General features: G+C 42.7%; 25 protein-coding genes. 12 read left to right on the top strand and 13 right to left on the bottom strand.

Annotated features, from left to right (window positions below; all coding sequences use genetic code 11):
• Positions 1 to 52: 52 nt before the first annotated feature.
• The 3 genes from addA to lepB all read right to left on the bottom strand — a co-directional run bounded on the left by addA (position 53) and on the right by lepB (position 8011).
• Positions 53 to 3730: a helicase-exonuclease AddAB subunit AddA gene (addA, locus tag IGJ15_RS07435; protein WP_430599422.1), complete on the bottom strand. Its 3678-nt coding sequence runs from the start codon at positions 3728 to 3730 to the stop codon at positions 53 to 55.
• Complete coding sequence (locus IGJ15_RS07430) at positions 3723 to 7340, bottom strand: PD-(D/E)XK nuclease family protein (protein ID WP_115232360.1); 3618 nt, start codon at positions 7338 to 7340, stop codon at positions 3723 to 3725. Before IGJ15_RS07430 ends, addA begins: the two co-directional genes overlap by 8 nt.
• A gap of 122 nt (positions 7341 to 7462) precedes the next feature.
• The gene (lepB, locus tag IGJ15_RS07425; RefSeq protein ID WP_005226195.1) at positions 7463 to 8011 is read right to left on the bottom strand and encodes a signal peptidase I; all 549 of its coding nucleotides are present in this window, start codon (positions 8009 to 8011) and stop codon (positions 7463 to 7465) included.
• Positions 8012 to 8225: 214 nt separating this feature from the next.
• Between lepB and IGJ15_RS07420 the strand changes: the two genes are divergently transcribed.
• Together IGJ15_RS07420 and IGJ15_RS07415 are read left to right on the top strand one after the other, a co-directional pair.
• Positions 8226 to 9677, top strand: a complete 1452-nt coding sequence (locus tag IGJ15_RS07420) for an NAD-dependent succinate-semialdehyde dehydrogenase (RefSeq protein WP_413135745.1) — start codon at positions 8226 to 8228, stop codon at positions 9675 to 9677.
• 112 nt (positions 9678 to 9789) lie between these two features.
• Positions 9790 to 10386, top strand: coding sequence for a nitroreductase family protein (locus IGJ15_RS07415; RefSeq protein ID WP_074536743.1), 597 nt, complete (start codon positions 9790 to 9792; stop codon positions 10384 to 10386).
• Between the two features lie 63 nt (positions 10387 to 10449).
• Here the strand turns inward: IGJ15_RS07415 and IGJ15_RS07410 are convergent, their stop codons facing one another.
• Positions 10450 to 10944 carry a hypothetical protein gene (locus IGJ15_RS07410; protein ID WP_005226198.1) on the bottom strand — a complete coding sequence of 165 codons (495 nt, stop codon included), beginning with the start codon at positions 10942 to 10944 and terminating at the stop codon, positions 10450 to 10452.
• A 137-nt stretch (positions 10945 to 11081) separates the two neighbouring features.
• On the opposite strand from IGJ15_RS07410, the gene IGJ15_RS07405 reads away from it, so the two are divergent.
• Both IGJ15_RS07405 and IGJ15_RS07400 read left to right on the top strand, forming a co-directional pair.
• A complete protein-coding gene (locus IGJ15_RS07405) occupies positions 11082 to 11609 on the top strand; it encodes an HdeD family acid-resistance protein (RefSeq protein ID WP_005226199.1) in 528 nt (175 codons plus the stop codon).
• Between the two features lie 120 nt (positions 11610 to 11729).
• Complete coding sequence (locus IGJ15_RS07400) at positions 11730 to 12173, top strand: hypothetical protein (protein ID WP_005226200.1); 444 nt, start codon at positions 11730 to 11732, stop codon at positions 12171 to 12173.
• A 32-nt stretch (positions 12174 to 12205) separates the two neighbouring features.
• Here the strand turns inward: IGJ15_RS07400 and IGJ15_RS07395 are convergent, their stop codons facing one another.
• On the bottom strand, positions 12206 to 14140 hold the full coding sequence (locus IGJ15_RS07395; RefSeq protein WP_081116319.1) for a heavy metal translocating P-type ATPase: 1935 nt from the start codon (positions 14138 to 14140) through the stop codon (positions 12206 to 12208).
• 185 nt (positions 14141 to 14325) lie between these two features.
• Between IGJ15_RS07395 and rsxC the strand changes: the two genes are divergently transcribed.
• From rsxC to IGJ15_RS07380, 3 genes are read left to right on the top strand one after another with little or no spacing between them, the layout of a single operon-like run.
• Positions 14326 to 15663, top strand: a complete 1338-nt coding sequence (rsxC, locus tag IGJ15_RS07390; protein ID WP_430599420.1) for an electron transport complex subunit RsxC — start codon at positions 14326 to 14328, stop codon at positions 15661 to 15663.
• Positions 15656 to 16726: an RnfABCDGE type electron transport complex subunit D gene (locus tag IGJ15_RS07385; protein ID WP_015509781.1), complete on the top strand. Its 1071-nt coding sequence runs from the start codon at positions 15656 to 15658 to the stop codon at positions 16724 to 16726. The genes rsxC and IGJ15_RS07385 overlap by 8 nt, the downstream gene beginning before the upstream one ends.
• A 24-nt stretch (positions 16727 to 16750) precedes the next feature.
• Complete coding sequence (locus IGJ15_RS07380) at positions 16751 to 17323, top strand: hypothetical protein (protein WP_015509782.1); 573 nt, start codon at positions 16751 to 16753, stop codon at positions 17321 to 17323.
• 36 nt (positions 17324 to 17359) lie between these two features.
• Here the strand turns inward: IGJ15_RS07380 and IGJ15_RS07375 are convergent, their stop codons facing one another.
• Positions 17360 to 17557, bottom strand: a complete 198-nt coding sequence (locus IGJ15_RS07375) for a hypothetical protein (RefSeq protein ID WP_015509783.1) — start codon at positions 17555 to 17557, stop codon at positions 17360 to 17362.
• 135 nt (positions 17558 to 17692) lie between these two features.
• Between IGJ15_RS07375 and IGJ15_RS07370 the strand changes: the two genes are divergently transcribed.
• Positions 17693 to 17965 carry a hypothetical protein gene (locus IGJ15_RS07370; RefSeq protein ID WP_005226206.1) on the top strand — a complete coding sequence of 91 codons (273 nt, stop codon included), beginning with the start codon at positions 17693 to 17695 and terminating at the stop codon, positions 17963 to 17965.
• A gap of 89 nt (positions 17966 to 18054) precedes the next feature.
• Here IGJ15_RS07370 and IGJ15_RS07365 read toward each other — a convergent pair whose 3' ends face one another.
• From IGJ15_RS07365 to IGJ15_RS07355, 3 genes are all read right to left on the bottom strand, one after another.
• Entirely contained in the window at positions 18055 to 18426 is a 372-nt protein-coding gene (locus tag IGJ15_RS07365) for a hypothetical protein (protein WP_005226207.1), read from the bottom strand.
• 167 nt (positions 18427 to 18593) lie between these two features.
• On the bottom strand, positions 18594 to 19139 hold the full coding sequence (locus tag IGJ15_RS07360) for an ECF transporter S component (protein WP_333719190.1): 546 nt from the start codon (positions 19137 to 19139) through the stop codon (positions 18594 to 18596).
• Positions 19123 to 19542 carry a DUF4430 domain-containing protein gene (locus tag IGJ15_RS07355; protein WP_333719191.1) on the bottom strand — a complete coding sequence of 140 codons (420 nt, stop codon included), beginning with the start codon at positions 19540 to 19542 and terminating at the stop codon, positions 19123 to 19125. The genes IGJ15_RS07360 and IGJ15_RS07355 overlap by 17 nt, the downstream gene beginning before the upstream one ends.
• Before the next feature lie 165 nt (positions 19543 to 19707).
• Here IGJ15_RS07355 and IGJ15_RS07350 point away from each other — a divergent pair, with 165 nt between their 5' ends.
• Together IGJ15_RS07350 and IGJ15_RS07345 are read left to right on the top strand one after the other, a co-directional pair.
• On the top strand, positions 19708 to 21108 hold the full coding sequence (locus tag IGJ15_RS07350; RefSeq protein WP_430599419.1) for a C69 family dipeptidase: 1401 nt from the start codon (positions 19708 to 19710) through the stop codon (positions 21106 to 21108).
• A gap of 185 nt (positions 21109 to 21293) precedes the next feature.
• Positions 21294 to 21464, top strand: a complete 171-nt coding sequence (locus IGJ15_RS07345; RefSeq protein ID WP_074536738.1) for an aldo/keto reductase — start codon at positions 21294 to 21296, stop codon at positions 21462 to 21464.
• A gap of 59 nt (positions 21465 to 21523) precedes the next feature.
• On the opposite strand, the gene IGJ15_RS07340 is transcribed toward IGJ15_RS07345, so the two are convergent.
• From IGJ15_RS07340 to IGJ15_RS07325, 4 genes are all read right to left on the bottom strand, one after another.
• The gene (locus tag IGJ15_RS07340; RefSeq protein ID WP_430599417.1) at positions 21524 to 22684 is read right to left on the bottom strand and encodes a MalY/PatB family protein; all 1161 of its coding nucleotides are present in this window, start codon (positions 22682 to 22684) and stop codon (positions 21524 to 21526) included.
• 30 nt (positions 22685 to 22714) lie between these two features.
• A complete protein-coding gene (gene malX, locus IGJ15_RS07335) occupies positions 22715 to 24277 on the bottom strand; it encodes a maltose/glucose-specific PTS transporter subunit IIBC (RefSeq protein ID WP_060791978.1) in 1563 nt (520 codons plus the stop codon).
• Between the two features lie 103 nt (positions 24278 to 24380).
• Positions 24381 to 25166: a MurR/RpiR family transcriptional regulator gene (locus IGJ15_RS07330; protein ID WP_087627553.1), complete on the bottom strand. Its 786-nt coding sequence runs from the start codon at positions 25164 to 25166 to the stop codon at positions 24381 to 24383.
• Positions 25167 to 25337: 171 nt separating this feature from the next.
• On the bottom strand, positions 25338 to 25520 hold the full coding sequence (locus tag IGJ15_RS07325) for a hypothetical protein (protein ID WP_194192736.1): 183 nt from the start codon (positions 25518 to 25520) through the stop codon (positions 25338 to 25340).
• Between the two features lie 165 nt (positions 25521 to 25685).
• Between IGJ15_RS07325 and IGJ15_RS07320 the strand changes: the two genes are divergently transcribed.
• Positions 25686 to 26351 (top strand): NAD(P)H-dependent oxidoreductase, encoded by a 666-nt coding sequence (locus tag IGJ15_RS07320; RefSeq protein WP_016609240.1) that lies wholly within the window; start codon positions 25686 to 25688, stop codon positions 26349 to 26351.
• Positions 26351 to 26524: a hypothetical protein gene (locus IGJ15_RS07315; protein WP_005226215.1), complete on the top strand. Its 174-nt coding sequence runs from the start codon at positions 26351 to 26353 to the stop codon at positions 26522 to 26524. Before IGJ15_RS07320 ends, IGJ15_RS07315 begins: the two co-directional genes overlap by 1 nt.
• Positions 26525 to 26605: the final 81 nt, after the last annotated feature.

The following is a 26605-nucleotide window of genomic DNA, read 5'->3' as shown; positions in this document are numbered from 1 at the left end:
TTACCTATTATAGCATATGACTTACGAAATGTAAGAAACTAGGATCGATCAGCTAGAATGCCACGATCATCTTAGGTTTTAACAGCACTAAATAGGTCTGTTTCACTGGTTTGTTCAATGCTTTCTCCAATGCTTGGCAATAGAGTTTTAATTGACCATAATATCGTTCGCGCATTTTCTGTTCAATCTTAGCCTGACTGCCGAACACATCATCTGTTTTAAAGTCATACAAAATGATTTCATCCGCCAATTCAATATAGCCGTCAATAATACCATGGATCAAAAGCGGCGCATCTGGTTCGTCAAACCCTTCAAAGATCGTATCGGCCTCTTTTAGCATCGAAAACGGCTGCTCCCGCTTCACCACATCAGAGGGTTGGTTCAGCAGTTCACCTAGTTCAGTTTGATAAAACCATAAAATACTCGATCGGTCAATTTTTTTGGCGATTTCTTCAGAAAAAAATTGCTTTTTCACGAGTTCAGCAATCAGGAGCGCCAAAGTATCTTGTGTTGGCTTCATTCCTAAGGGGATCATTTGCAAAACCGTATGTGTTGCGGTTCCGATACTGCTGGCGAGAGGCTTCGTTTCTTGCAGAAATTTGGGTTTCGCCAATTCATCTTGTACGTAGCGATATTGCTGAGGATTCGTCTTCTCGGAAACCGACCGCCATTCCAACAAAGTGGTCTGTTGATCATCAGGATCGTTATAGAGTCTTTTCAATTCTGAAACAGATTGATAACTAGTCGTTTGGGTCGCTTTTTGATAAGGATAGCGATAGGCTAGGCGTTTCAAAAGATCATCGATATTGCTATCTGGCTCAATCAATCGTTTAGGCTCCTCGACTGGCGCAAGGATCTCTTGGACTTCTTGCGTGATCGTTTCTTGATTCCACCATGACAGACGAAAATGAGCCGGATGATCGATCGTCCGCTTGCGCTCTGACGCTTCGGAGAATACTGCTTCCATATCTGGATGGCGCATCAGGGTCCGTCCGACCCAATCCATCAAGCTCCCCCGTGCCACTAAGCGCAACGCTGGATCAAGAACCATCTCGGATTGTGTCAAGCCAGATTGCCATGTCTTGAAGGCATCCGCTTGATTTTTATAGGAGCCTACTAAGAAAAGCTTCTGCTCTGCTCGTGTCAATGCTACATATAATTTTCGCATCTCTTCTGACAAGGCTTTTTTCAAACGAACTTGCTTGATGGCTTGAAACGGCAGTGTTTCAAATTTAAGGTTTTCTGCGGGTTCCACATATTGGATCCCAGCCCCCAGCTGTTCTTCAAAGATATAGCGTTTTTGAAAATCTTGGTAATTAAAGAATTTTGTTGTATCCAATAAGAAGACTACAGGAAATTCCAAACCTTTACTTGCATGGACGGTCATCACACGAACCGCATCTTCTACTGGTGTAGCTAATGGCTCTGCCAAGTCCTTGTTTTTTTCTTGCATCTTTTCGATGAAGCGAATGAATTGGTACAACCCACGGAAACTGCTCTTTTCGTATTTCTCCGCTCTGTGGACCAATGCCGCTAAATTGGCATAACGCTGCTGACCTGCAGGCAGTCCCACGACATAATCCAAATAGGCAGTATCTTCATAGATTTGCCAAAGTAAGGTCGGGATTGGTAATCGTCGTGCCTCCTCTCGCCATTGTTCCAGTTTTGTTAAAAACCCATCCACCGTTTGCCACAAGGGTGACGCTTCTTGTTGCCCATGGTAATCCAATACTGCATCGTAGTAGTCGCTGGAACGATTCGCCAAACGGATCTCAGCCAATTGATCTTCTGTTAGGCCGACGATTGGCGAACGCAAAACGGCTACAAGTGGGATATCTTGGTACGGGTTATCAATGATCTGCAGCAAAGAAACGACGGTTTGGATCTCCGTTGCCTGAAAATAGTTTTGAGCATCATTGACCGCCATCGGAATCCCAAACTGCTTAAAGACATCCAAAATGACAAGATTGTTTTTACGTGTGGGGGTCAACAAGACGATATCGTTGTAAGTGATTGGTCGATTTGTTTTGGCTTTTTTGTCATAGATCATGAAATTTGATTCAATCAGCTCCTGAATCTTCAAGGCAGTGATCTGCATTTCACCTTCTGTTTTGTCATCAATCAATTGTTCTTCGGATTCATGCTCTTTTTCATATAACAAGAGCTCTGTGGCGAAGGCCTCGCTTTCTGGAAAATCAGGAAAACCGGTAATCAAGGCTGCCGCCTCATCGTAAGGGATTTGTCCAACCCTTTCATCCATCAGTTGTTGAAAAACTAGATTCGTAAAATCCAATACATCGGAACGAGAACGGAAATTTTCTGCTAAGACGATTCTCCGCCCACCATTCTCTGTTTCAAATGCCAAGTATTTTTCGATAAATAGCGTCGGATCTGCTAGTCGAAACGAATAGATCGACTGCTTCACATCCCCCACCATAAACATGTTGCCAGGATTATGCTCGACTTGTCTCACCCAATATAAAATTGCCTCTTGCAGCCGATTGACGTCTTGGTATTCATCGACTAAAACTTCTTCAAAGCGATCACGATAATAGGTCGACGCCTCACTTCCACTGCCATCTCCTTGTAAAATCTGCAAGGTGAAATGTTCCAAATCATTAAAGTCTAAACGGCCTTTTGAAAGCTTTCTTTCTTGAAATGCTTTCATAAATGCTTCGGTCATCGCTGCCATTTTTTCAACGACAGGTGCTGATCGATGAAGCAACTCCATCATTTCAGCTGGTGGATACGGGAAGGTGGCTTTCAATTGCTCGACCAATTTTTTCGCATCATCGCGTAAGGGCTTGATTTCTTGGGACAATTCCTTTTGTTCTGGTTTGCGAAAAGCTGGGTAACGACCAAAACGCAATGTTTGGATCTGCTCATAGAAGCCATCGACATCGTCTGCATCCAGCAGAGCCTTTAAGGTTTCCACCATGCCCAATTCGGTATCGATCAACTGTGCCGCTTTTTCCATCGCTTCATCAGAACGGGCATAGTCTTGCGCCGCCTGCAGCAAATGCGCCGCTGTCTTCAAATTTTCTTGCAAAGTCGGTTTTATTTGCGATTGATACAGGATATTTTCAGCAAAGGTTTCTTTGCCGATATAGTGATCACTTAGATGAGCTAGCCAGTTGACTGGATCTGGATTGGCTCGGGCAAAGTCATAGAGAGACAGGATCAGATCCCCGACGCCTTCATCAGAACGATCACTTGAAAAATTTTCCGTCAAACGAAAGAAGGCTTCATCATTGGCTTCATATTGTTGATCTCTCAGCTGTGTCCATATTTCTTCTTTCATCAATAAAATTTCGGTTTCATCGGTCATCATGCGGAAATTGGGATCTAAATCGATCAAATAATAAAAACGCCGAATCACAGTTAAACAAAACGCATGCAAGGTAGAAATGTTAGCTGTCGGCAACAGCTGCAGCTGACGAACGAAGTGCTGGCGCTTTTGCTCGTCACTTTCTTGATTGATGGCCTGTTGCAATGCCACTTGAATCCGTTCTTTCATTTCTCGAGCAGCTGCTTCGGTAAAGGTTACGATCAGTAAAGAATCGATCGTCGTTCCTGCTTTTAGCTTTTCGATCACTCGCCGAACCAAAACGGTGGTTTTGCCTGAACCCGCTGAAGCGGAAACGAGGATATTATCCCCTTTATCAAAAATGGCTTGCCATTGGGTATCCGTAAAGGTTTCATTTTGCGGTTTTAAAGGGATCTTACTCATCTTCTTCCTCCCTTAAGCGATGGATAATCTCATCTTTAGATAAGTTTTCTAAACGGTGGTACTCATTTTCTTTCAACAATACATCAAAGTCACAGATGCTGCGAAACGGACAAAATTCACACGCCCGTTTTTTGTCTTTTATTTTATAAGACGGGTTTAAGGCGATTTCACCGCTCAACAGCTTCTCACCGCTTTGCTGCATGTTTTTACGATTGTGTTTTCTTAACAGTTCAAGCTCTTCTTCTTTATAAAACTTGTTTTTCGCCTGCGTTGTTTTTTGATAATTGCCGTTTTTGTCTTTTCGAACAGGAAATATCGGTGAATTTTTGCTGGCTTCAACATCCTCATCTAGCAATGGGAAAACAGCCGGTTCGTCAATAAACAACCCGTCATACTTGAAACGTTTTAAACGTTCTTCTTCACTGGCTTCTTGTCCGTCCAAAAGCGGATTATGCACATGCAGATAATATGCCCCCGCTGGTCGCACATTTGGCGAACCAACCAGTTGGACAGCATCCGTCAATGCGACATCGAGATAGGTGATCAACTGCATCGCAAGTCCGTAGTATGCTTCAGAAAGGTCAAAATCTCGGCTGCTAGATTTATAGTCAACAACAGAAAGCCATTGTTCTTCTTCCGTTTTTGCCGTATCGACACGATCGATCTTCCCCCGCACATGCAGTTTCCCGCCAGAACTTAATGGTAATTCGATCCCATTGATCCCATTTGAGCCAGCGATCTGTCCGAATAGCACCTCCGTCTTTTCAGGACTAAAATGCATTTTTTGTCCTTGTTTCGCTAATGCCCACGCTACTCGCTGAATCGTCTTGCCTAATTGATATCGAATAAAATTCATCCGAGCAGAGCTCGTCAGTAAGCGATAACGGCTTTCGCCAAAAATTTCCTGCAAAACGACTTCCACAAATTGCACGCGTTGGTCAGTAGTTAACTGGGTCAAGGAAATATTTTCAGCAATCAGGACTTTGACAAAGCGGTCCAACGCATCATGGAAAAACTCACCGGTCATTGCTGGATTTAAGCCATAAACTTCCCGTTCTTTTAACCGTAATCCGTAGCTGACGAAATACTTGTATTCACACTGATAGAACGTCTCCATCTGAGAAATGGAGCTGTAGATCGACGGGCCATATAGCGCCGCAGCTTGTGCTTGAGACAAAGGAATCGGAATATTTTGATGAGTTTGGCTTTCAAATACTTGGGCAGCTAAATCTGTCCATTCCGAACGCAGCAGTGCTTGTTTCAGCTGCTCCCAAACCCTAGGCAAATTCGCTTTGTTTTTTTGCGCTTGCTGACTGAGGTTATTGATTTGATAGATCAGGCCACGGTAACTGCCGACATAGTTTCTTGGATCGCTGACTAGCGTCAATATCCCTCGCTCTTGCAGTGGGACATCCAAACGTTTGACCACGCGATCTAAATAAGGCGACATTTTGATGTTTTGCTGGGTATCAAAATTAACGGCATAGGACAGTGATAAGTGTTCCGTTGCTGAAAGCAAGACAGAGTAAAAAGCAAATGGCTCTTTGACACTGCCTTCCACCACTGTATCTCTAAGGTATTTTTCACCATTGAACAACTGATTGAAATGCTGACGTTCTTCATTCGTCAACAACGTTTTGTTCTCTATTTTTCTTGGCAACGCCGTTTCATTCAATCCCGGTGCAAATGTGATCTTTGCTTGCTTTGGACGTGCCAGATCAAGGCGATTGATGTTGACTTGGTCGATCGCTGTTGGGATCTTCCCGAATGTGACATTTTCTAAGCCAGTCAATAAGACATCCTCAAAGAGTACAAAATCAAAGGACTCTTCCCCATAGATCGCAGCATATTCATCCAGCAAATCCATCAAGGCTTGCCATGCTTGTTCATGATTACGGGCTTGATCCAACTTCCCTTGCTGGATCGCTTGATCTCGCCAATGCCGCAGTTGTTCTTCAACGCCGGCATTCAGTAAAAAGCGATACAGCAGTTCGACCGCATCGCGGTTCGTTCTAGCGGCCGTCAGCCAGTCAAGAGTATCAGCAACATCTTGCTTAAAGGCCCTGCGCAACTGGTTGGTATACGCTGTCAAATCCACTTTATCCGTCTGCTCTTCTTCCGATTGTAAATACTCGATCAGTTCCCAATCTTCGTTTCTCGTCCAACTCGCTCCTTGGAAATCATGAGCCAACGCTTTGTTCTCGGTAATATCCACCAACTTACGAAACTGGTCACGGCCGACGAGCCAATCTGCTTCGGAGCGATAGGCTGCCGGTAAGTAAAGTTCCGTTCTAAGCAGCCGCAAAATATCATTTAAGCGAAAGCCATAGGATTGACAAGCAAAAAAAGCATTCAAAAACTCAACCAATGGGTGTTGCGCCATCATCTGCTCTTCATCGATATAAAAAGGAATCTCAAACTCAGTAAAAATTTTAGGGATATATTGATGATAGATTTCTGGTTCGGCGATCAATAATTGGATCTCCCGGTAACGTAATGCTGGATACCGTTTGTTATCGCTCATCATCCCACGGATCGACGCTGCAATCTGACGGATCTCTTCTTCTGGATTCCCAACTTTCCAAACTGCCAGAAAGTCCTTCACAGAGGACTGTTGCTGATAGCTGACTTGTGACTGGGTATGCCGCCAAAATGTTTCAATTTCATTATACGCCTGTTGCATCGATCCCTTGGCTTCCTCGTCCACCTCTTGGTTGACCGAAAGTTTCTGATCCAAATAAATCGGCACTTGATTTTCTCGGGCAAAACTAATCAATTGATAATAGGTTCGCCCTGCTTCATAAAACAAATTCAACGGTGAAGGCAGCTCTTGTGGATACCCACGATCCAGAAAAAGATCAATAATGACATGACTTTTTTTCATCAACACTTGAATCAGCTGCTGTTCCTGTGTTGAAAAAGCGGAAAACCCACTGATAATAAATAAGGCATGGGAAAGATCTGGCGCTTTGTTCATTGACACTGCGTTAGGCATTGCTTGCTCCACTGGAGAATCATCCAGCAAGGAACCTTCAAGAAAGCGTGTCAACAAGGTGATCGGTTGTTCGACTTGTAATGCACGCTCCAGAAGTTCTTGTTCAAATCGTTGAAATATTTTCGCTAATTCACTGTATTTTTTCTCCTCGTCTTGGGTTGCGCTTGGTGCAGCACCACCTGCCAATAAATCTTCGATCCCCAATCGACTTGTATGCATTTCTTGATAGAACGCCAACAATTGTTGGATAAAACCCGCTTTATTGATCTCACCACGGTATAAGACGAGTTCTTCTTCTAGTTCCAAAAGCAGCTTACGCATGATCATGGAGGCACCATTTTCAGTGATGGCATTTTGAGAAAGCAAGCCGGTTTGTTGCAGATAAAACCAAGCCAAACGGTGAAAACTGTACACTTGCGCGCGAATAGAAGCAAAATCTTCTACGCGATCCTCTCTCAGTAATTGAAGGATCTCGCGTTCTCGTTCAAATTTGTTGTAGTTAGGCACCAAAAAAAATACTTCTTGATGGTCTTTTTCTAACCAGCTTTTTGCATTTTCTATCACTGCTTGATCATGACGACAACGGCCATCGCCAAGGATAAATCGTAAACTCATGAAAGGACTCCTTCTCTCCATCGTCTTTTAAAAAAAACACTAAAAATCAGCGGCACGTTTTTTCAAATGCGTCTTTGTTTTTAAAAGAATCTCCTTAAAAACAAAAAAACGGTCGCAGAATTTCACTCTTTGCCTAGCATACCAAAATCGGCAATTGGCCAGAATACAAATTTTACATCACCCAAAATCGTTGCTTCATCGATCAGACCTAATTGACGACTATCTTTGGAAATTCGGCGGTTATCCCCTAACACTAAAATTTGACCTTCAGGAATGACTTCAACACCAAATAACCCCATATCAAAATCACTGGTCAATGGAAAGCCATCTGTGACAGCTGCTTTGAATTCATCCAAGTAGGGTTCATCATATGCTTGTCCATTGATATAAAGGGTATCGTTTTGATAGGAAACCTGGTCGCCAGGCAAACCGATCACGCGTTTGATATAGTTTTTGCCTGCTTCATCCGGTGCTTCAAACGTTATGATATCGAAACGTTCGATCTCGGTATTTTTCAAAGCAATTACCCGCTCACCATCATGTAATGTGGGGTCCATCGAATCTCCTTTTACGATCACAGGAGTAAAGACATACTGTCTTAATAACAAGAGGAATAAAGTGAAGATCACGACAAATCCTACTGTTTTTAAAAGCTCTTTTACTTGTTGCACGCGTCCCTCACTCCTTGAATATTTTACTATATTTCCCAAGAATCGAACAAACATTCTTATTTTTCTATTCTACCATAAAATGATAGGAGCAGGACATTTCCCCTTTGGTTCTTTACAAAAATTTGGAGAATCAAGAGACTTGCATATGAATTGTCATCCTTTCTGATCCGTGCTAGGGTTTAATAAGAACCCATTATTGAAAGGAAGTGCCAAGATGAACCAACAGTTACCACAAGTACCAACAAAGTTATTGATTAACGGAAAATGGCTTGAAGGAACAAAAGAGTCGGTTTCGGTTACCAATCCTGCCACTAATGAAGAACTCGTAAAAGTCAGTCAAGGAGGGATCGAGGAAACCAAGCAAGCAATCGATGCCGCAGCGATTGCTTTTCCCGAATGGTCAAAACGCTCCCCTCGAGAACGTGCCGATTTGATGAACGTCATTGCTGATTTGATGGAAGAAGAAAGCGATCGTTTAGCAAAAATCATGAGTATGGAACAAGGAAAACCATTAAAAGAAGCGGAGGCAGAAATCCAATCCAACGTTGACAATTTCCGTTGGAATGCAGCTGAAGCGCAACGGGTCTATGGCGAAGTGATTCCAGCCCCTGAACACAATCATTGGCTGGTACGCAAAGAAGCGATCGGGGTTGTTGGCGCGATCACGCCTTGGAACTTTCCTTCTAACATGATTGCAAGAAAAATTGCGCCTGCTATGGCCGTTGGCTGTACCCTTGTTATGAAACCATCTAAAGAAACACCCCTATCAGCATTGGCTTTAGGTGAACTTTTTCAACAAGCGGGCCTTCCTGACGGGGTCGTCAATATCGTCTTAGGAGATTCTTCTGAAATTGGGAAAGAATTGACCGAAAATGAACAAGTCAAAAAAATCACCTTTACTGGCTCCACGAAAGTTGGGATGAAATTATACGAACAAGCTGCACCAACTCTGAAAAAAGTTTCATTGGAGTTAGGTGGTCATGCCCCGTTTCTAGTTTTTGCTGATGCTGATTTAGATTTAGCTGCTGAAAAATTAATTGCAGCAAAATTCCGTAACAACGGTCAGGTCTGTACATCCCCCAATCGAATTTTTGTCGAAGAGTCCGTCAAAGACGCCTTTACCAAAACATTACTAGCGAAAATGGAATCCGTAACGGTCGGCAATGGTCTGGAAAACCCTACTGTTGGTCCTTTGATCAACCAAGCAGGCGTTGAAAAAGTCATCGAGCAGTTGGAAGATGCAGTAAATAAAGGAGCTAAAGTTTTACTCGGTGGTAAGAAGCTTACTGAAGGTGAATACGAAAAAGGCAACTTCTTCGCACCAACGGTCATCGATGGGATTACTTCTGAGATGGCTATCTACTATGAAGAAACCTTTGGACCCGTGATCCCATTGATCTCATTTACGGATCGACAAGCAGTCATCGCTGCGGCAAATGATACGGAATTTGGACTAGCTTCCTACTTCTTTTCAACGAATTTGCAAACGATCTCGGATGTAGCCCAAAACCTCCAATATGGGATGGTTGGGGTCAATGACATTGCGATCTCAAATCCGGCGGCTCCCTTCGGTGGCGTCAAGCATTCCGGTTTTGGTCGTGAAAACGGCAAATATGGTCCTGAAGAATACGTGACCGTTAAATTCATTGCTATCGATGCCCAATAAGAAAAAGTCAGGTGCGTTTGCCTGACTTTTTGACGTCCCAAGCATTTTCTTTTACTAACATTAAGTAAGAATGTATACTTCACTCTATGACAATAGAAAAGGTGGGAATACGATGACAAAATTTCTTGATACGATCAAACAGCGCCGCTCAATCTATGGGCTAGGTAAAAATGTGGCTCTTTCCGACACTGAAATCGAAGACATTGTGAAAGAAGCAGTGAAAAATAGTCCAACTGCGTTTAACGCACAATCACCAAGAGCCGTGATTTTATTTGGCGAAGCCCACGAAAAATTGTGGACATTAACAGAGGCTGCGTTAGAACCATTGACACCACCCGAAGCGTTTGAAGCGACAAAACAAAAGCTTGCTGGTTTTAAAGCGGGTTACGGAACCGTTCTATTCTTTATTCACACGGATACCGTGAAAAATTTGCAAGAGCAATTTGCTCTATATGCAGAGAACTTTCCCGTTTGGGCAGAACAATCGAATGGGATCGCTCAAGCGAACGCTTGGACCGCTTTAGAAGAAGCTGGATTAGGTGCCAACTTACAGCATTACAACCCTGTCATCGATGACGCTGTTGCAGCTGAATGGTCAATTCCTGAAAATTGGCAACTGCGGGCGCAACTAGTCTTTGGTTCAAAAGAAAGCGAACCGAACGAAAAAGAATTTCTAAGTGACGATGAGCGCTTCCGCGTGTTCCATTAATCAATTTTCGACCTAAAAAAAGACCCTTGATTACGCCTTAAACTGGCAGTAATCGAGGGTCTTTTAGTCCTTTGTTCCTTGATCATGATCGACTAAAATATCGATCGGTGTCCCTTCATTCAAGTGTTCTGACAAGAAAACAACCAATTCTGCTAATGGCTGCTTGAATTTCATCAATGGGCCTCTCATCCCTCTTCGAAAATAGTTCATCTTGATGGGCTGCCCTTCCTTTTCTTGAAATAAAACGACTCGATCGATCTCTTGGTAGAGTACCCCTTTGATACTCATTGGATGGACAATGATTCGATCAAGTGCTAAGCCGCGGCTATCTAAAACAAAGCTCAAAAAGACCAAACCCGAAACGATCCCCCGCACCCGATTATCAAGTGCCTCTTCCATCATCACCATAGATAGGATAATCATTACTGAAAAAATCGTAATGGCGACCTTGCTTAGTTTGCGCTCCACAGCAAGAAATTGAATGTCTTTCCTTACCACGAATAAATAAAGGTATAAAACGATCGTAAAGGCACACATCACTAGCGTTAACCCACTCATAATACTCTCCGTTCTGTTTTCTTTTCCTTATTTTACCAAAAAACCCTCTGATACAAAAGGCTTAGCCTATTTCGTAGGTTTTTTGATATCTATTTTAACAAGAATTCGGTACAATAGGAAAAAAAGGAGGAATTATCATGAATGCATTTTTTGATAAATTACAACGCTATGATTTACTTCGTGCCGTCGTATATATCGTCTTTGGCTTCATCATCTTGATTGCACCACGATCTGTCTTCAACACGATCGTTTATCTTGTTGCCGGGTATATTGCATGTTTAGGGATCATTAGCTTGTATACGAGCTACAAAGAAAAACAAAAGGGCTATCGCAATGTGCAATCCGTCTCTGGTATCTTACTGTTGATTGCGGCAGCTGCGATTTTAGTTTTTGCCAAAGGGTTACTTGCCATCGTGCCATTTTTCTTAGGAATCATGATCACCATCAGCGGTTGCACCCGATTGATGGCAAGCTTTAACCAAAAACGCATTGGTTTACCTTATATCACTAGCTTGATCATCAGTCTATTGATCATTGCTGCAGGGATCATCCTAGTATTGAATCCCTTCGCCACTTGGTTGTTATTCTTCCAAATTTTTGGCGGGATCTTGATTTTCATGGGTGCCTCCGATGCGGTCAACCATTTTCAACGAAAAAGAGCCTAATAAATGAGAATGTTTTAAAATTTCCTACGAATCTAACATCTACATGTAGACTTTTCCCGCTATTCCTTTTAAAATAGGAGATATCAAACAGTCAGTCCATTGACACGCGGGAGGTGCGACATGAAGAAAATCAAGCAAGAAGCAAAACATCCAAACGATGTACCGGTAATTTTTTTGACCGATGCAACTGGCAAAGTCGTACGAAAAATCTCGATCAATGAGTGGCGTGCGCTTAAAGCAACCCCTGACCAGATCGAAGAACTTGATATCAAATTGTATCGTGAAGCAATCAGTTTCTATCTTCAAGAAGACTACGCAAAAGCAAAAGATCTCTTGCATTTCTTGATCAACAAAACAGACTATAGTCATTATGAATACGTGGAACGACTAGCAAATATCTACCGCATCGAAAACCGTCCCGCTAAAGAAAAAGACCTGTTACTGACTGCTTATCATGCAATCAAACCGTTGGATTCCTCTGAAGGGATTTTAAGAAGGATCGAAAATCGATTGCAAAAAATCGATGCCTTTGATTTTCCAACTTCGACACAATTCAGTCATTAAAAAAGCAGCTATCCTTCGATAGCCGCTTTTTTTTATGCATCTGGCAGTTTGCGCAAAAGGCGCAACCCGTTAAACAATACAATCAACGTACTTCCTTCATGGGCAAATACCCCCAGTCCAATATTCATTTTTCCAAATAGATTCAACCCGACTAATAATGCGACGATAAACATGGAGAAGAAAATATTTTGCCAAATGATTCGATCCATTTTCTTCGCTAAGCGATAGGCATACGCGAAGCGTGAAAGATCATTTTTCATGATCACGGCGTCCCCCACTTCGATAGCAACATCTGACCCTTCCCCCATCGCAAAACCGATGTCTGCCTGAACAAGTGCGGGCGCATCATTGATGCCATCCCCCACCATGGCGGTTTGTCCGTAGGCTTCTTGGAGTGCTCGAACCGCTTCCGCTTTGTTCTCAGGTAACACATTAGCCGCCACTTGATCAACGTTTAGACGCTTTCCGATGGCTTCCCCAGCAGACGCACTATCTCCAGTGATCATAACGGTATGGATCCCTTCATTTTTTAAATAACGAATCACAGAAGCTGCCTGTTCGTTCGGCTCATCCATCAAAGCGATGATTGCGACAACCTCTTCATTGATGGAAAAAATGACCATCGTTTTTCCTTGCGCTTCCAGGTGACGGTACTGTTGCTCCAACGAACCTGTTAACTGGGAGTTTTCGGTTCTTTTTCCTAATCGATAGGTTTTTGTTCCTGAGACGGCTACTAAACCGGAACCAATCTCATTCGTAACCGTCAGCTGTTCGTTTTGCTGCTCTTTATTGTTCTTCTCAAAATAAGTAACGATCGCATCTGCCAATGGATGATTGGCTTGTTTTTCCAGCGAAACGATGATGGAAGCGGCCTCTGCTTGATCGATGGCTTCAGCGAAAATGACATCCGTGACCGTTGGTTTTCCGACGGTCAACGTGCCCGTTTTGTCAAATGCCACCGCTTTGATCTGAGCAAAATTCGTTAAGTAGTTGCTGCCTTTAAAAAGAATCCCTTTTTTCGCTAGATTTGAAATCGCAGATAAACTAGCAGGTACCGCACTTGCCGCTAACGCACAAGGAGACGCTGCAATCATCATCACGATCCCGCGATAAAAACTGGTATACCAATCCCAACCAAGTAGAAACGGTGCTGTTAAGATGAACAAAGGGACTGCAATGAAAACAATGGTTACATAGATTGGTTCGATTTTTTTGATTCGTGTTTCTGTTGGTGACTGATTCGACTGTGCCGCTTCAACGACTGAAAGAATTTTGGCAAAGACCGTTTCCGAGCTGTCTTTTGTGACTTCCATCAAAAATGTTCCATTGCCATTGATGGTACTGCCATAAACTTCGTCTCCCGCTGTTTTTTCTCGCGGTATACTCTCGCCATTGATGGAAGCTTCGTTGATGGCACTCGTGCCAGAAAGAATCACCCCATCTGTTGCTAACTGATCACCAGGCAAAACTTGTAAAATATCCCCTTTTTTTATCTCTGAAGCAGCAATTTTTTTGGCTTTCCCATCTGGGCCCATCAAACGTGCTTCCGTTGGATTCAATTTGAGAAGATTGGTAATTTCACGTCGACTTTGCCCTTCCGCGTATTCTTCTAAAAAGTGAGCACCAGCAAAAATCAAAATCAGTAAGGCTGCCTCATTAAAATTGCCTATGATCATTGACCCTATCGCTGCTAATAACATCAATAGATGTACATTTGGCGTAAAGCGCCGATTGATTCTTGTGCTTTTTACGGTATCCTCGATCCCTTCCCACGAAATGTGGTAGCCCGCTAATAAAACTGCAGCAAAATAAACCCCGTCTTTAACCCATTGATTCGAAATAAACAGCGCCACTATAAAGAAGATTACCCCCGCGAAGTAAACTTTACGAGGAAACGTCCCATGATCATGGGTATGCGTATGTCCCTTCGTTTTTGTGTGCTCGTGTTGACAAGTATGTTCAGCCATCATCAAAACCTCCTCTATTCCATCGAACATATGAACGATCAATCATGTTTATACCCTGATTATATATGAACAAACAATCATATGTCAACCGAAAGAAGTTTTTCTTGTGAAATGTAAGCGTTTATGGTTTTGAGAATGCGGATGGCATGCTAGAATAAAGTTAGGAGAAAAAAGGAGTGTTGGCTATGAGAACATTTACTGGTGGAATTTCACTAAGTCCCCCGTTACAAATGTTAAAAGAAAAATTAATGATCGAACAAGATGAAATCCTTACCTTTTCACCCACGATGATCTTTATCCCTTTGGCACAACATATTGGTGCCCCTGTCGAACCGACGGTTTCCGTTGGTGAGTACGTCAAGCAAGGGCAAGTGATCGCTGAAGCAGATGCCTTTGTGTCTGCGAAAGTCCATGCATCTGTTTCAGGCAAAATCGTCGATATTGTCGATTGGCCAAATCAAAACAATGAAGAAGGAAAAACCATCATCATTGAAAACGATTATGCCTTCGATAATGATTTTTTGTCTACCCCATTCAACTGGCAATCTGCTGCTAACGAAACGATCCTCAAAAAAATCCGTCAAGGCGGTATCGCCGGCAAAGGCGGTGCAACGTTTCCCACCCATGTCAAATTCAGTATTGATGAAAATAAAAAAATCCATACCTTGATCTTAAACGGATCTGAATGTGAGCCCTTTTTGCGCAGTGATGCCTTCTTAATGCAAAAAGAAGCCCAAAAAATCATCCAAGGGGCAAAAATTGCCCAAAAATTGTTAGCTGATCCAAAAATCATCATTGGCATCGAGGATGATAAACCGCTAGCCATTTCAGCGATGCAAGCCGCAAGTGCAGAGGATGACACGATAGAAGTCGTTACTGTCCCAACTGTTTATCCAACCGGTGGTGAAAAGCAGTTAGTAGAGTTATTGACCGATCAGGAGGTACCTTTAGGCGGCTTGACTGCCGATATTGGGATCGTATTGATCAATGTTGCCACCAGCTTTGCCATCGCTGAAGCGGTCTGTTATGACAAACCGCTGATTGAACGCTATACAACCGTGACTGGTGATGTTCAACATCCACGCATCGTCAAAAATCCTTTAGGAACACTCGCAGGAGAGTTGATCGATTTTGCTGGCGGCTTTCAAGGTGCGCCCAGCAAGCTGATTCTTGGCGGCCCCATGATGGGGAAATCCGTCAAAACATTAAAGGTTCCGGTCACCAAAGGCAGCAACGGGATCGTTGTTTTTAATGAAGAAACCGATTGGCTATATGCCGAAAACCCCTGCATTCGCTGCAATAAATGTGTCGAAGCTTGTCCGATGCGCCTGATGCCGATGGAGATTGATCAATTCTATCGAGCAGGCGATTATCAAAAATGTGAAGAATTGCTGGCAGAAGCGTGTATCAATTGTGGTGCTTGCACCTTTGTCTGTCCAGCCAAACGTTCCTTAGCTGCCAACATCACTGCCGCAAAAGGCAAGGTTGCACAGCTGCAGAAGGAGGCGAAGGAAAGTGCCTGATTACTACAAGGATTCCGATAGCGAGCGCCTCTTTCAGCAACGAAAAAACCAAGAAACACCACCAAGCCCCCATATTCGCAGCAATGACGAAACAGTCAAAATCATGGGCTGTGTAGTACTAGCCTTACTACCAGCAGTTTTATTCTCGGGCTACCTTTTCGGGCTCAAGGTATATGGGTTGTTTTTCATTGCGCTAGCCACGGCGTTTGCCGCCGACGGAATTTGGTCCTACCTCATCAAACGGCCATTTCGTTTCGATCTAAGCATCGTTGTGACGGCATTGCTTTTAACGATGAATCTTCCACCGACCGCACCTTGGTATTTCCCAGTGATCGGGGTGGCGTTTGCCGTGATCATCGTCAAAGAATTTTTTGGCGGTATCGGCTATAACTTTTTAAATCCAGCCCTTGGCGGTCGCGCCTTGTTGATTGGCTTGTTTTATAACCAGATGTTTTTGATCAGTTGGCCAGATCCACCTTTTGGCAGCATCGCTCCTGATGTGGTTTCGCAAGCTACGGCGAACGATGTCGTTTCCGGTGCTACGCCATTAGCTGTCATGAAGGCCGGGGACACCTTAAGCGGTTCTGATCTGTTGGATGCTTTTTTAGGATTTACTGGGGGACGAATCGGTGAAACCAGTGCCTTGCTTTTACTTCTGGGTGGAATTTTTCTCGTTTACAAGAAAATCATCTCCCCTCGTATCCCACTGATTATTTTTGCAACGATCGGGCTCTTTGCTTTTATCCTTGGTCCAGAAGGACTTTTTACTGGCAGTTGGCAAACGGTGATTGGGCATATCATCAGCGGTGGTGCCATGTTGGGTGCGATCTATATGGCGACTGATTATTCTTCGACTCCAGGAACAAAAGCAGGAGAAAATCTTTTTGCCTTAGGCGTGGGGCTTCTCGTTGTCCTCTTCCGTTTCTTTGGTTTCACAAACGAAGGCATGAGCTATGCCATCTTGATCATGAATTGTTTTACTCCACTCATCGATCGCTTCTTACGCCTTCGCATTTTAGGGGAAGGAAAAAAGACCCCGTTCAACCTTAAAATCATGAGCTAAAACGCAAGAAAGGAGCGTTCTCATATGATGATCGCCAATCGACTAGTGGTCTTCCTAGTCATTCTACTCACAAATTACGCCTGTCAAAATTTGGCGCCGACCGTCAAAGAAAAAAAACCGAACGTGACGACACGGGTGGTTTTCCTGTCAGGGATCATTGCAGTCGCATACTTGTTGAGCGGTTTAAGTTTTTATCTTTTGCTTCAAAATCGCTTTGTCTATGGCAATCAAGTGGTCACCAATTTGGTAAGTGCTGCCATCATCGCCTTGATTACTGCCAGTTTATGCTTACTGATCGTTCCAGCAAAAAAACGTTTCTTGACGAATGATCTAAAAAAGACGACCCTAGTCAGTGTCATCTTGCTGACGATCGCCACTGTGACCCAATTTCCCTATACCGATTATTTAACCAATTTATTTGTTGCTGTAGGCATGTATTTTCTCTTTTCCTGTGCTTTGTCAGGGGTTCATACACGAAATCAAATTGCCGCAATTCCGCCAATTCTGAAAGGCTTACCTCTGGACATCGTGACACTTTTTCTATTTTATCTGAGCTTTTCCTTTCTCAACGGTGTCTTCTTCAATTATTTATTCTAAACAAAAAGCAAGTCCCGCTTTGGCAGCGGAACTTGCTTATTTCTTGCGGAATATTTCTCTGAAGGAACCGATCAAAAAACCAGTCGAAAAAGCATTTTGTGCTTTTTGTTCTTTTTCAGCAGCGATTTTTTGTCGTGTTCGCAGCCCTTTATTGGCATTTTTGGACTTCTTCCCTTCACGGAGTTCTTTCGAAGCCTTTTGAAACTCTTTTGAGAAACGGTTATACCCAACCACTCCTTTTGCCTCCTTTCTTTTTGCGTGACACATAATAACGAGGATTTTTTATAGGAATTGCCTTTCTGATGCAAATCAGGTAACATAACAGACAGAAAGATGATTTATCCCAGGTTTATCAGAAAGGAAGATCCCATGAACGAAACCCACACTGGATTGTTAGTCAATAGCCGTGTTTTTCAAGAAACGCCAATGATGCTAACAGGTATCCAACTTTTAGAAGACCACAAAATCGTGAATTGCATTATTAAGGATCGCTACTTAGCCAGTTATGTCTTACGCCTTCCTTTAAATAAATACCAATTAGAAGTCGAAGGAAAATGGAACAAGCGGGAACAGTTAGTGATCAAGCATATGAAAATCAAGAATATCGATGAGTTTATTAAAATCGTCGGTACACCAGAATAACAGGACTCACGAAAAGCAAGTGCAGGCAACTGCCCTTGCTTTTTTTTTGAAAAAATCCAGCTGATTTTTCCCGCGTGTTCCTCCGATGTTTATCGCGACATTCTGGTAAACCGATCGATCAAGGCTTTTTGCTCCTCTTTGATACCGATCGCCAACGGTTTGATCATTAGTTTGACAGTGGTCGAAGGTGTCTGAATCTGGACTTTTTTATTTACCACACCGCCTAGTTGTAATTTTGTGATCTCGTGGATCATAATTGTCTGCATCCCTTTTTCATGAAATTGCAGATCTAACTGAATCAAGTGGATTTTTTCTTCGTCAACCACCACGATAAAATACTTTGGTGTTGGCAGGGCAATCATTTTGGCTTCCTCGGCATAACCAGCCAGTTTTCCATGGAACTTCGCACGGTAGCTTTCTAAATCATCTTTTTTCACGATCCATTTCATCAAAAGCCACATCCTTCCTTAGATACCTTAAGGATACCTGCAGAAACCGCTTTTGCACAACAATATGCCTGCTTGTTTCCTCACATAGCCCCTTTCACCTCGCTTGATCGTCAAAGACTTTTCCTCTAGTCATGGACGTTTTGCCCGACACTAGCTAACTCAACAAAAAAGCGAAGCGCTTAGTGCCCTTCGCTGTTGTTCTTTGGATAGTAGTGTTGGAAAAGCCGCAGAAAGATCGGTGCTAGTAACAGATAAAAAATGCCATTGCCTATTGCGTGGAGGGCATCAAAGCTCAATCCTTGAAAATAATAAGCCCAAAAGCTAGGAAACCCATAAAGTTTGACACTGATCCAAGATATCACAAAGCCATAAGCAAACCCTGCAAATACACTGTAGCTGACTTGTAAAAGCAACCGTTTCATAAACAGCTTGCTTTTGGACAACAGATACATCCCCAAAATAATGATTGCATAGCTAACTAATTGAGCAATCGTCCATATTCCCATTCCCATGTAAAAACTGGTAATCAGCATCGAGAGCAGACAAACGATCAATCCACGACTAAGACCTAAATGGATGGTTACTAATAAAAAGATCACCGTCATTGGTTGAACATTGGGTAAGGGTTGAAAAAGTGACCTGCCGACGACGGCCGCTGCTACAAGCAGCCCTAAATAAGCAATTTCTTTTCCAGCAAATGCAAGTGGTTTATTCGAATTTTTCATAGGTGAAAACCACTTTATCGTTGTTTCCTAAAAAGGTATCACCTGCCCCAGTTGTAATCATTTCATCATTGATCGTATATATCCAATAATAGCCAGCTTTTTCATCTTGCGCTAAACCGTCGATGCTGGTGATCATCCCTTGATTTTCTTCCAAGTCAAAGTTCTCTTTCATGATAGTCATCAAAGAAACCCCTTCTTTAAAATTGACCGTTTTGTTTTCGATTTCCTGGTCTTGCTCTTCACTTTTATTATTGAAGCTGATTTGGGCAGTGCGCTCTTCGGCGTTTTGTTGGACTGACGAAGATTCACTGGAGGAGTTTCCCGCATCCATCGACGGTTTGGCACAGCCGGCAAAAACCAGACTTAGTAAAAAAATATAACTAAAAATAACTGTTTTCTTCATAATAATGGCTCCTTTGATTTTTTTTACAACACCTTATTGTACTAAAAATAAATAAAAAAGGCGAAATTTTTTTGCTCCTCTCTATAGAAAGCATTGTAAAACCATGAGACTATGGGTATACTAGCTTCAATCATTCGTAAGAAGAAATGAAGGAGTGTTGGAAAGATGGATAGAAAAAAAGCGTCCTGTACCACTTTACTAGTAGGAAAAAAAGCATCGATCGACGGCTCGACCATGATTGCCCGCAATGAAGATTCTGGAAGCGGTTCGGAACCGCAAAAATTCGTCGTCATCACTCCAGAACAGCAAGGAAATGAATTTTACGCCGTTTTAAGCGACTGTCGAATCAGTTTACCAGCAAAATCATTACGCTATACTTCAACCCCTGAAGCAGATGAATCGCAAGGAGTCTGGGCAGCTTCAGGAATCAATGAAGAAAATATCGCCATGACTGCGACAGAAACGATCACAACCAATTCACGCGTTTTGGCTATTGATCCATATGTGGAAGATGGTATCGGGGAAGCTGATTTCGTCAGCATCGTACTGCCTTATATCCATTCCGCTAAAGAAGGTGTTTTGCGCTTAGGGGAACTCTTAGAAACCTATGGGACCTATGAAGCCAACGGGATCACTTTTTCTGATGCCGAGGAAATCTGGTATATGGAAACCATCGGTGGACATCACTGGGCAGCTGTTCGCATACCAGATGATGCCTATGTCGTGGCACCCAATCGAATAAACATTGATCACTTCGACTTCGCCTCAGAAATGACGTTGTGTTCGCAGGATCTCGAACAGTTGATTGAAGACTATCAATTAAATCCTGATTTTGAAGGCATTAATCTACGCCATATTTTTGGCAGCTCCTCAGAAAAAGATACCCGTTACAATAACCCGCGGGCATGGTACATTCAAAAACACTTTAGCGGAACAGCCGCTGAACCGATCGATCAAGAGCTCCCGTTTGTATGCTACCCAAAACAAAAGCTATCCGTGGAAGATGTAAAATGGGCATTGAGCTCCCACTTCCAAAATACGCCATTTGACCCTTACGGTACAGGGAGCGAGACACAAAAAACACAATTCCGATCGATTGCTCTCAATCGCAACCAGCAAGTCCATATTTTACAGATCCGCAACCACGTGCCCGCAGCAATCGCTGGCATTCATTGGCTTGCCTTTGGCCCCAATACCTTCAATGGCGTTGTGCCCTTTTATGCAGCTATCACTAAGACCCCACTTGGCTATTGTGATACGACAAAGACCTACGATCCATCAAATAGCTATTGGTTAGGACGCACCTTGGCGTTGATTGGAGACAGCGACTACGATCGCTATAGTGATCTTGCCAACCGTTTTGAAATGGAAACGATGGCGGCTTGTCGCCGCATCCAACAAGAAACTGATCGTAAAGCTTCCGTTGACAAGCAGCCTACTCGTCTGCTTGAAGAAGCCAACGCTGAGATGGCCGAACTGTATTTAAAAAATGCAACAACGTTACTAGGAAAAATGGTGGATTCTGGCAGTAATAAAATGGCCTTGCGTTTTTCTTTAGCCGATTAGTCAATCGCTGAAAATAAAAGGATTAACAAAAACTTTACATGGAATTGCAGCAATCTAAACATTGCTCTCCTATACTAAAGATACCAATTCGTTTTCTTTTTCCTTGCTGGTACAAATCAAGCAATTGATTTGTACTAGTCCCCCTATTGAAGATCAATTGGTAAAAACCGTTGGGAGGAATGAACATGACTACAAGCATTTATCGGACTGTCACCAACGAAATTGTTAAAGGTGAGATCATCAAGAGCAAGAGTCAGCAAGATATGCTGATCATTCAAGACAAAGAAGGTTATTTCCATGTCGTTGAACCAATCCCCGTTACTACTGCAATGGCTCCCCGCACGACGAAAGACTAAAAAACCACTGGCGATCAGAAAGAATACAGGATCTTTCTGATCGCTCAGTGGTTTTTTTTTTATGTCAAACTCAATGTGAATCGCTTCAAGCCATCAATGAGTTTTTTTCGCGAACAGCCAATGTTTAGGCGCAAAAAATTTCTCCCCTCTTTCCCATAGATCTCCCCTGACATAATCGCGACTTTCCCCTTTCGAATCATTCGTTGCTGCAATTCCGCCATCGTTAAACCCAGTGCTGTACAATCAATCCACATAAGATACGTGGCTTCGCTTTTCGTGACCATGAGTTCTGGGTGATGTTCCTGTAAATAAGCGATCACATAAGCAATGTTACCATCAAGATAGTCATTGAGCTGATCCACCCACTTACTTTCATTATCGTAGGCAGCAATCGTTGCGGTCATGCCAAAAATACTGGTGGAGCTCAACCCATCGGCTTCTTTTAACTGAGTTAAGAAGCGCTCACGCAACTTGGGATCAGGAATGATTCCATAAGAATAAATCAACCCTGGGAAATTAAATGTTTTACTTCCCGAAGTAACAAGGGCTACATTTTCTTGCAACAAATCAATGATCGGTTGATGCCTTTGTCCTTTTCTTACAATGTCCATATGGATCTCATCAGAGATGATAAATACATCATGGGTTTTCGCCAATTCGATGATTCGTTGCAACTCATCCTTTTGCCAGACTCTCCCAGTTGGGTTATGAGGACTACAGAGGAGAAGAACTTTATTTTCAGGCTGTGCCATCAATCTTGTTAGCTCTTCGAAATCAATGCGATACGACTTAGCATCATAGATGAGTGCATTAGGTACGATTTTTCTTTTGTTCTCTTTGATCATTTTATAAAACGCATCATATGCTGGCGTCTGAATAATGATCCCATCTCCTGGTTCACTGAGTAGGGTGACGAGCTGTTTAACGCTATACATAACGGAAGGACTGTAGACCAGCCAATCGCTTTTGATCATGCTGTTAAAACGTTCAGAATACCATTTGCAGACCGCTTGCTTGAATTCATTATGATTCCAACGTGTATACCCAAAAACCGGGTGCTGCATCCGCTTGATAAGTGCCGCTTCAACTGCAGCTGGCACCTTGAAATCCGTATCGGAAATCGTAAATGGCAACAAGTTTTTTTCACCAAAACGGTCTTCAACATAATCCCATTGAGTACACTGGGTTCCTTTACGATTGATTGGTTCATCAAAAAACATTTTCTTCACTCCTACTACTTGACAATTTTGCTAAAGAATCGCATCAAGTTGATTTCTGACTGTTGTTACTTTCGTTCCAATGATTACTTGCACGTTAGTATCATCTAAGTGAACGACCCCAAGCGCACCTAGTTTTTTCAGCCGTTCATCATCAACCAATGTACCATCGTTTAGAACGAGGCGTAGCCGTGTAATGCAATTGTCTAAAGAATCAATATTGCTTGCTCCCCCTAATGCTGCCAAAATACCATGGGCATCATAGCCACTCTTTCCAGAATAGGTCATTTCCTCTTCCAACTCATTCGTTTGATCACTGTTCTCTTCTCTACCAGGTGTCTTCAAGTTCTTGCGAAGGATTACTGTTTTAAAAACAAAGTAATAAAGGGCAAACCAGCAAGCTCCTACAATCAGAACGAGCCACCATTTTGTATATGCGCCTTGCATCACGCCAAAGATAAGAAAATCAAGCACGCCCCCATCGGTATTTCCAATCGTGACACCTAATAGACTCATTACCATAAATCCAGCACCTGTCATGATGACATGAAAAATCCATAATAAAGGGCTGATGAATAAGAATAAAAATTCGATTGGTTCAGTAATTCCTGTCACAAAAGTTGCAATGACGCCTGAAATCAATAAACCTTTTATTTTTGAACGATTCTCAGGTTTTGCCGTGTGGTACATAGCTAATGCTGCTGCCGGTAAGCCAAACATGAAGGTTGGCATCTTCCCTTGAGACAAGAACGCAGTTGCACTTGGTGAAATGCTCAAGCCGTTTTGTAATTCCGCATAAAAAATATTCAACGCCCCAAAGACTTGCTGACCATCGATCAGCTGACTTCCCCCGGCTTCGGTAAAGCGAATCATGGAAACCAAAATATGGTGTAATCCAAATGGCAGTAACAAGCGCTCACCTGAACCAAATAAGAACGGACCGAAAGGACCAGCTTGTTGGATCAAATGTCCGATTCCTGTGATGATCATAGCAAACAACGGCCAAATCATCGGAATGATCACCCCGACCATAGCTAAAGTAAGCGAGGTGATGATTGGAACAAAACGTGCTCCTGAAAAGAATGCAAAACTATCTGGCAATTGAAAATGGTAGAAGCGCATATGCAATTTATAAACGATCAATCCTGCGATAATACCTCCTAGAACACCCATTGATAATGTTTGAATGCCAAAAACGATCTCTTGCCCTGCTTCTCGTAGTTGATCTGCAGCAGCTAATTGATTCGTTTCTTGCAAATAAAAATTGATGGATAAATGCATCACGACATAGCCCACAAAGCCTGAGAATGCCGCAACTCCCTTCTCTTTTCTTGCTAGACCTAAAGGAATCGCCATCGCAAACATGACGGGTAAGTAACTAAAGGCAAACCCACCGATCGTTGACATGAAACGAAAAACCACTTGGAGCCAAGGGGCACCTAAAAATGGGAAAACGTCGATCGTTGAAGACGATGAAAATGAACTACCAATCCCTAAAAATAAACCCATGAATGCGAGTAAAGCGACTGGCAACATAAATGTTTTCCCAAGTCCTTGAAAAATTTCCATCCAGCTTGCTTTCTTTCCTTTTTGCATATCATTTCCTCCTAACACTTTTATCTCTTAAAATGTAAACGATATCAAGAAGGCTTACAATACAGTTCCCCAAAGAAGAATGACCATTCACAAAATGGAATGGTCATTCAGGATCAAGTCCTGCTTCGATTTGATTGGCGTATTGAATAATTAAAATATCCAGTAACGCCGCTAAGGAGATCCGCGGGCTCAAATCGACTTCATGATGATAAATCGCTGTCATTTCAACAGGAAAAGAGAAGGTGGCAAGCTTTTCTAACGTGCTTTTTGGTTGACCAATACAGGCTAAAATCGGCACGCCTCTTTGTTTCAAACGAGTAGCATAATTTAGCATCCCGATCGTTTCTCCACTATGACTAATAAAAAGAGCTAAATCATTTTTTGATAGTTGGTTCGCGATGGTTGTCAATTCATCCCAATCCGTTGATGCACCCACTGTTTTACCTAAAAAGCGCAATTTTCGACTTGCAGATAATGCGACCGGCGCACTTTGCCCTAAAGCGAAAAATTCGATTCGTTGTGCTTGCTGCAGCATTTCCACGGCACGCTGAAAGTCAGCTTCTTCAATCATTGATAAGGATGTCGTCAGCTGGTCAATCATTTGCTTGATCAGTGGGGATAAGCCAAGAGAGGCTTGGGTAGCAGACTCGTTTCTTTCAAGGCTTTGATAACTTTTCAATGAAAATTTGAATTCTTGAAAACCCGTAAAGCCAAGCTTTTTCGCCATTCGACTGATCGTTGCTTGACTAGTATAGGTTTGAGAAGCTAACTCATCGGCCGTCATTTCCGAAACTTTCTCAGGCGCCCTCAAACAATAGTTAAGGACGGTTCGTTCTACTCGGTTTAGCTCAGGGATTTTGTATTGGATTCGTTTGTATAAATGGTTCATCACCTGCTTCTCCTCTCTACTGTTTCTTCATTCTTCTCCTCTCCACTATGCTTCATTTACTCATTATACCTTCCCTCAAGAAAAGTACCAACTGATGATGAAGAACTTGACAGTAAAAAAGTGACTCACCAGGTAAAAGGTGAGCCACTTCTTCTATTTTCTCTCTATCTATCATTTTTGCGCAGTCAATTCTGTAAACTCTTGCCCATTGCCATAGTCACTTTCTTTTGAGGGTTGCTTTCCAGATATTCGTTGTCGGCAACTGGCAAGTTTATTTTCGACATATTCCACTGTATTGGCGGCGAACATTACTACATTTGCTAGACCTTTGATCAAGGGATCGTTTGGTTCCATCCTCTATTCCCCCATTTCCTTCACGTGTAAGTCGTTACTGACACTTCCTTATCAATGAATATAGACGAGGTACCTTAAATCAAACTAAAAGAGGACCAACACTACGAAAAGCAAAGCAGACTAGTTTCCCTTTCTGGTAAAATATGGTACATGTAGTAGGAAAGGATGATCAATCTCATGATAAAAACCTTAGTGGTGGCTAGCCACCCAGATTTCCACAACTCTCTTTCCCAACGTTTTTTCAGTGAAAGTGCCAAACTTCCTAATGTCACCATACACTTTCTTGATGATTTTTCTGACTTTTCTCTTGCCGATGAACAGGCGCTGCTGCAAAACTGTGACCGTTTGGTTTTACAATTCCCCTTATATTGGTACAGTGTTCCAGCAAAAATGAAAGCTTGGATCGATACGGTTTGGGAAAATTGCGCGCCTGCTTTGGTGGGAAAAGAAATCAGTTTCGCCGTTTCTACTGGTGTTGCTGCCAAAGAATTTCAGTTAGGCGGTCGAGAAAATACGACCTTTAACGAAATTTTGCATCCACTCGTACTGATGGCAAAAAAACACCAAATGACCGTGTTACCCATCGTTGTCCTTGACCAACTGATGTATAAAACGGAAAAAGAAAAGCGTGCCTTTGTCATTGCCTATCAGCAATTATTATCGATGCCCGCTCCCTTTACGTTTGACCAAAAGCAACAATGGTTTGCTGAGAAACTGGCACATTTGGTTTCTAAAAAACCGCAGCTTGCTCCTTTGCTATCCCTGTTGCAGGAAAACCATGAAACATTGAACGAATTAGAAGATGCTTTAGCTGAATTGGAGGTGCTTTGATGGGGCATGATTGGCTAACACCGCTGATAGAACAATCCATTCAAGAAACCACTGATTACCATGAAAAAGCATTTTTGCAAGAGCTGGGACAGTTGTTGCAGCAGCAAGAAACCCGCATCGAATTGAAACAAGGAGAACTTGACGGGAAGTTGTGGAACCCTAGTGAATGGTAAGAAATAATTTTCAACGCAAGAAAAAGCTTTGGTCCCACCCAGCCTTAAAAATACTGGGTGTTGCCAAAGCTTTTTTAGGTG

It is taken from the genome of Enterococcus sp. AZ079 (assembly GCF_050547255.1).
Classification (GTDB): domain Bacteria; phylum Bacillota; class Bacilli; order Lactobacillales; family Enterococcaceae; genus Enterococcus_D; species Enterococcus_D casseliflavus.
Note: the sequence above shows the minus strand (reverse complement) of the source record. Positions and strands in the feature narration are given on the sequence as shown.

Bases quoted from the DNA above. Each gene is read 5' to 3' on its own strand.
- addA (WP_430599422.1), bottom strand. From the start codon at position 3,730: ATGAGTAAGATCCCTTTAAAACCGCAAAATGAAACCTTTACGGATACC.
- IGJ15_RS07430 (WP_115232360.1), bottom strand. From the start codon at position 7,340: ATGAGTTTACGATTTATCCTTGGCGATGGCCGTTGTCGTCATGATCAA.
- IGJ15_RS07420 (WP_413135745.1), top strand. From the start codon at position 8,226: ATGAACCAACAGTTACCACAAGTACCAACAAAGTTATTGATTAACGGA.
- IGJ15_RS07415 (WP_074536743.1), top strand. From the start codon at position 9,790: ATGACAAAATTTCTTGATACGATCAAACAGCGCCGCTCAATCTATGGG.
- IGJ15_RS07410 (WP_005226198.1), bottom strand. From the start codon at position 10,944: ATGAGTGGGTTAACGCTAGTGATGTGTGCCTTTACGATCGTTTTATAC.
- IGJ15_RS07405 (WP_005226199.1), top strand. From the start codon at position 11,082: ATGAATGCATTTTTTGATAAATTACAACGCTATGATTTACTTCGTGCC.
- IGJ15_RS07400 (WP_005226200.1), top strand. From the start codon at position 11,730: ATGAAGAAAATCAAGCAAGAAGCAAAACATCCAAACGATGTACCGGTA.
- IGJ15_RS07395 (WP_081116319.1), bottom strand. From the start codon at position 14,140: ATGGCTGAACATACTTGTCAACACGAGCACACAAAAACGAAGGGACAT.
- rsxC (WP_430599420.1), top strand. From the start codon at position 14,326: ATGAGAACATTTACTGGTGGAATTTCACTAAGTCCCCCGTTACAAATG.
- IGJ15_RS07380 (WP_015509782.1), top strand. From the start codon at position 16,751: ATGATGATCGCCAATCGACTAGTGGTCTTCCTAGTCATTCTACTCACA.
- IGJ15_RS07370 (WP_005226206.1), top strand. From the start codon at position 17,693: ATGAACGAAACCCACACTGGATTGTTAGTCAATAGCCGTGTTTTTCAA.
- IGJ15_RS07365 (WP_005226207.1), bottom strand. From the start codon at position 18,426: ATGTGGCTTTTGATGAAATGGATCGTGAAAAAAGATGATTTAGAAAGC.
- IGJ15_RS07360 (WP_333719190.1), bottom strand. From the start codon at position 19,139: ATGAAAAATTCGAATAAACCACTTGCATTTGCTGGAAAAGAAATTGCT.
- IGJ15_RS07355 (WP_333719191.1), bottom strand. From the start codon at position 19,542: ATGAAGAAAACAGTTATTTTTAGTTATATTTTTTTACTAAGTCTGGTT.
- IGJ15_RS07350 (WP_430599419.1), top strand. From the start codon at position 19,708: ATGGATAGAAAAAAAGCGTCCTGTACCACTTTACTAGTAGGAAAAAAA.
- IGJ15_RS07345 (WP_074536738.1), top strand. From the start codon at position 21,294: ATGACTACAAGCATTTATCGGACTGTCACCAACGAAATTGTTAAAGGT.
- IGJ15_RS07340 (WP_430599417.1), bottom strand. From the start codon at position 22,684: ATGTTTTTTGATGAACCAATCAATCGTAAAGGAACCCAGTGTACTCAA.
- malX (WP_060791978.1), bottom strand. From the start codon at position 24,277: ATGCAAAAAGGAAAGAAAGCAAGCTGGATGGAAATTTTTCAAGGACTT.
- IGJ15_RS07330 (WP_087627553.1), bottom strand. From the start codon at position 25,166: ATGAACCATTTATACAAACGAATCCAATACAAAATCCCTGAGCTAAAC.
- IGJ15_RS07325 (WP_194192736.1), bottom strand. From the start codon at position 25,520: ATGGAACCAAACGATCCCTTGATCAAAGGTCTAGCAAATGTAGTAATG.
- IGJ15_RS07320 (WP_016609240.1), top strand. From the start codon at position 25,686: ATGATCAATCTCATGATAAAAACCTTAGTGGTGGCTAGCCACCCAGAT.
- IGJ15_RS07315 (WP_005226215.1), top strand. From the start codon at position 26,351: ATGGGGCATGATTGGCTAACACCGCTGATAGAACAATCCATTCAAGAA.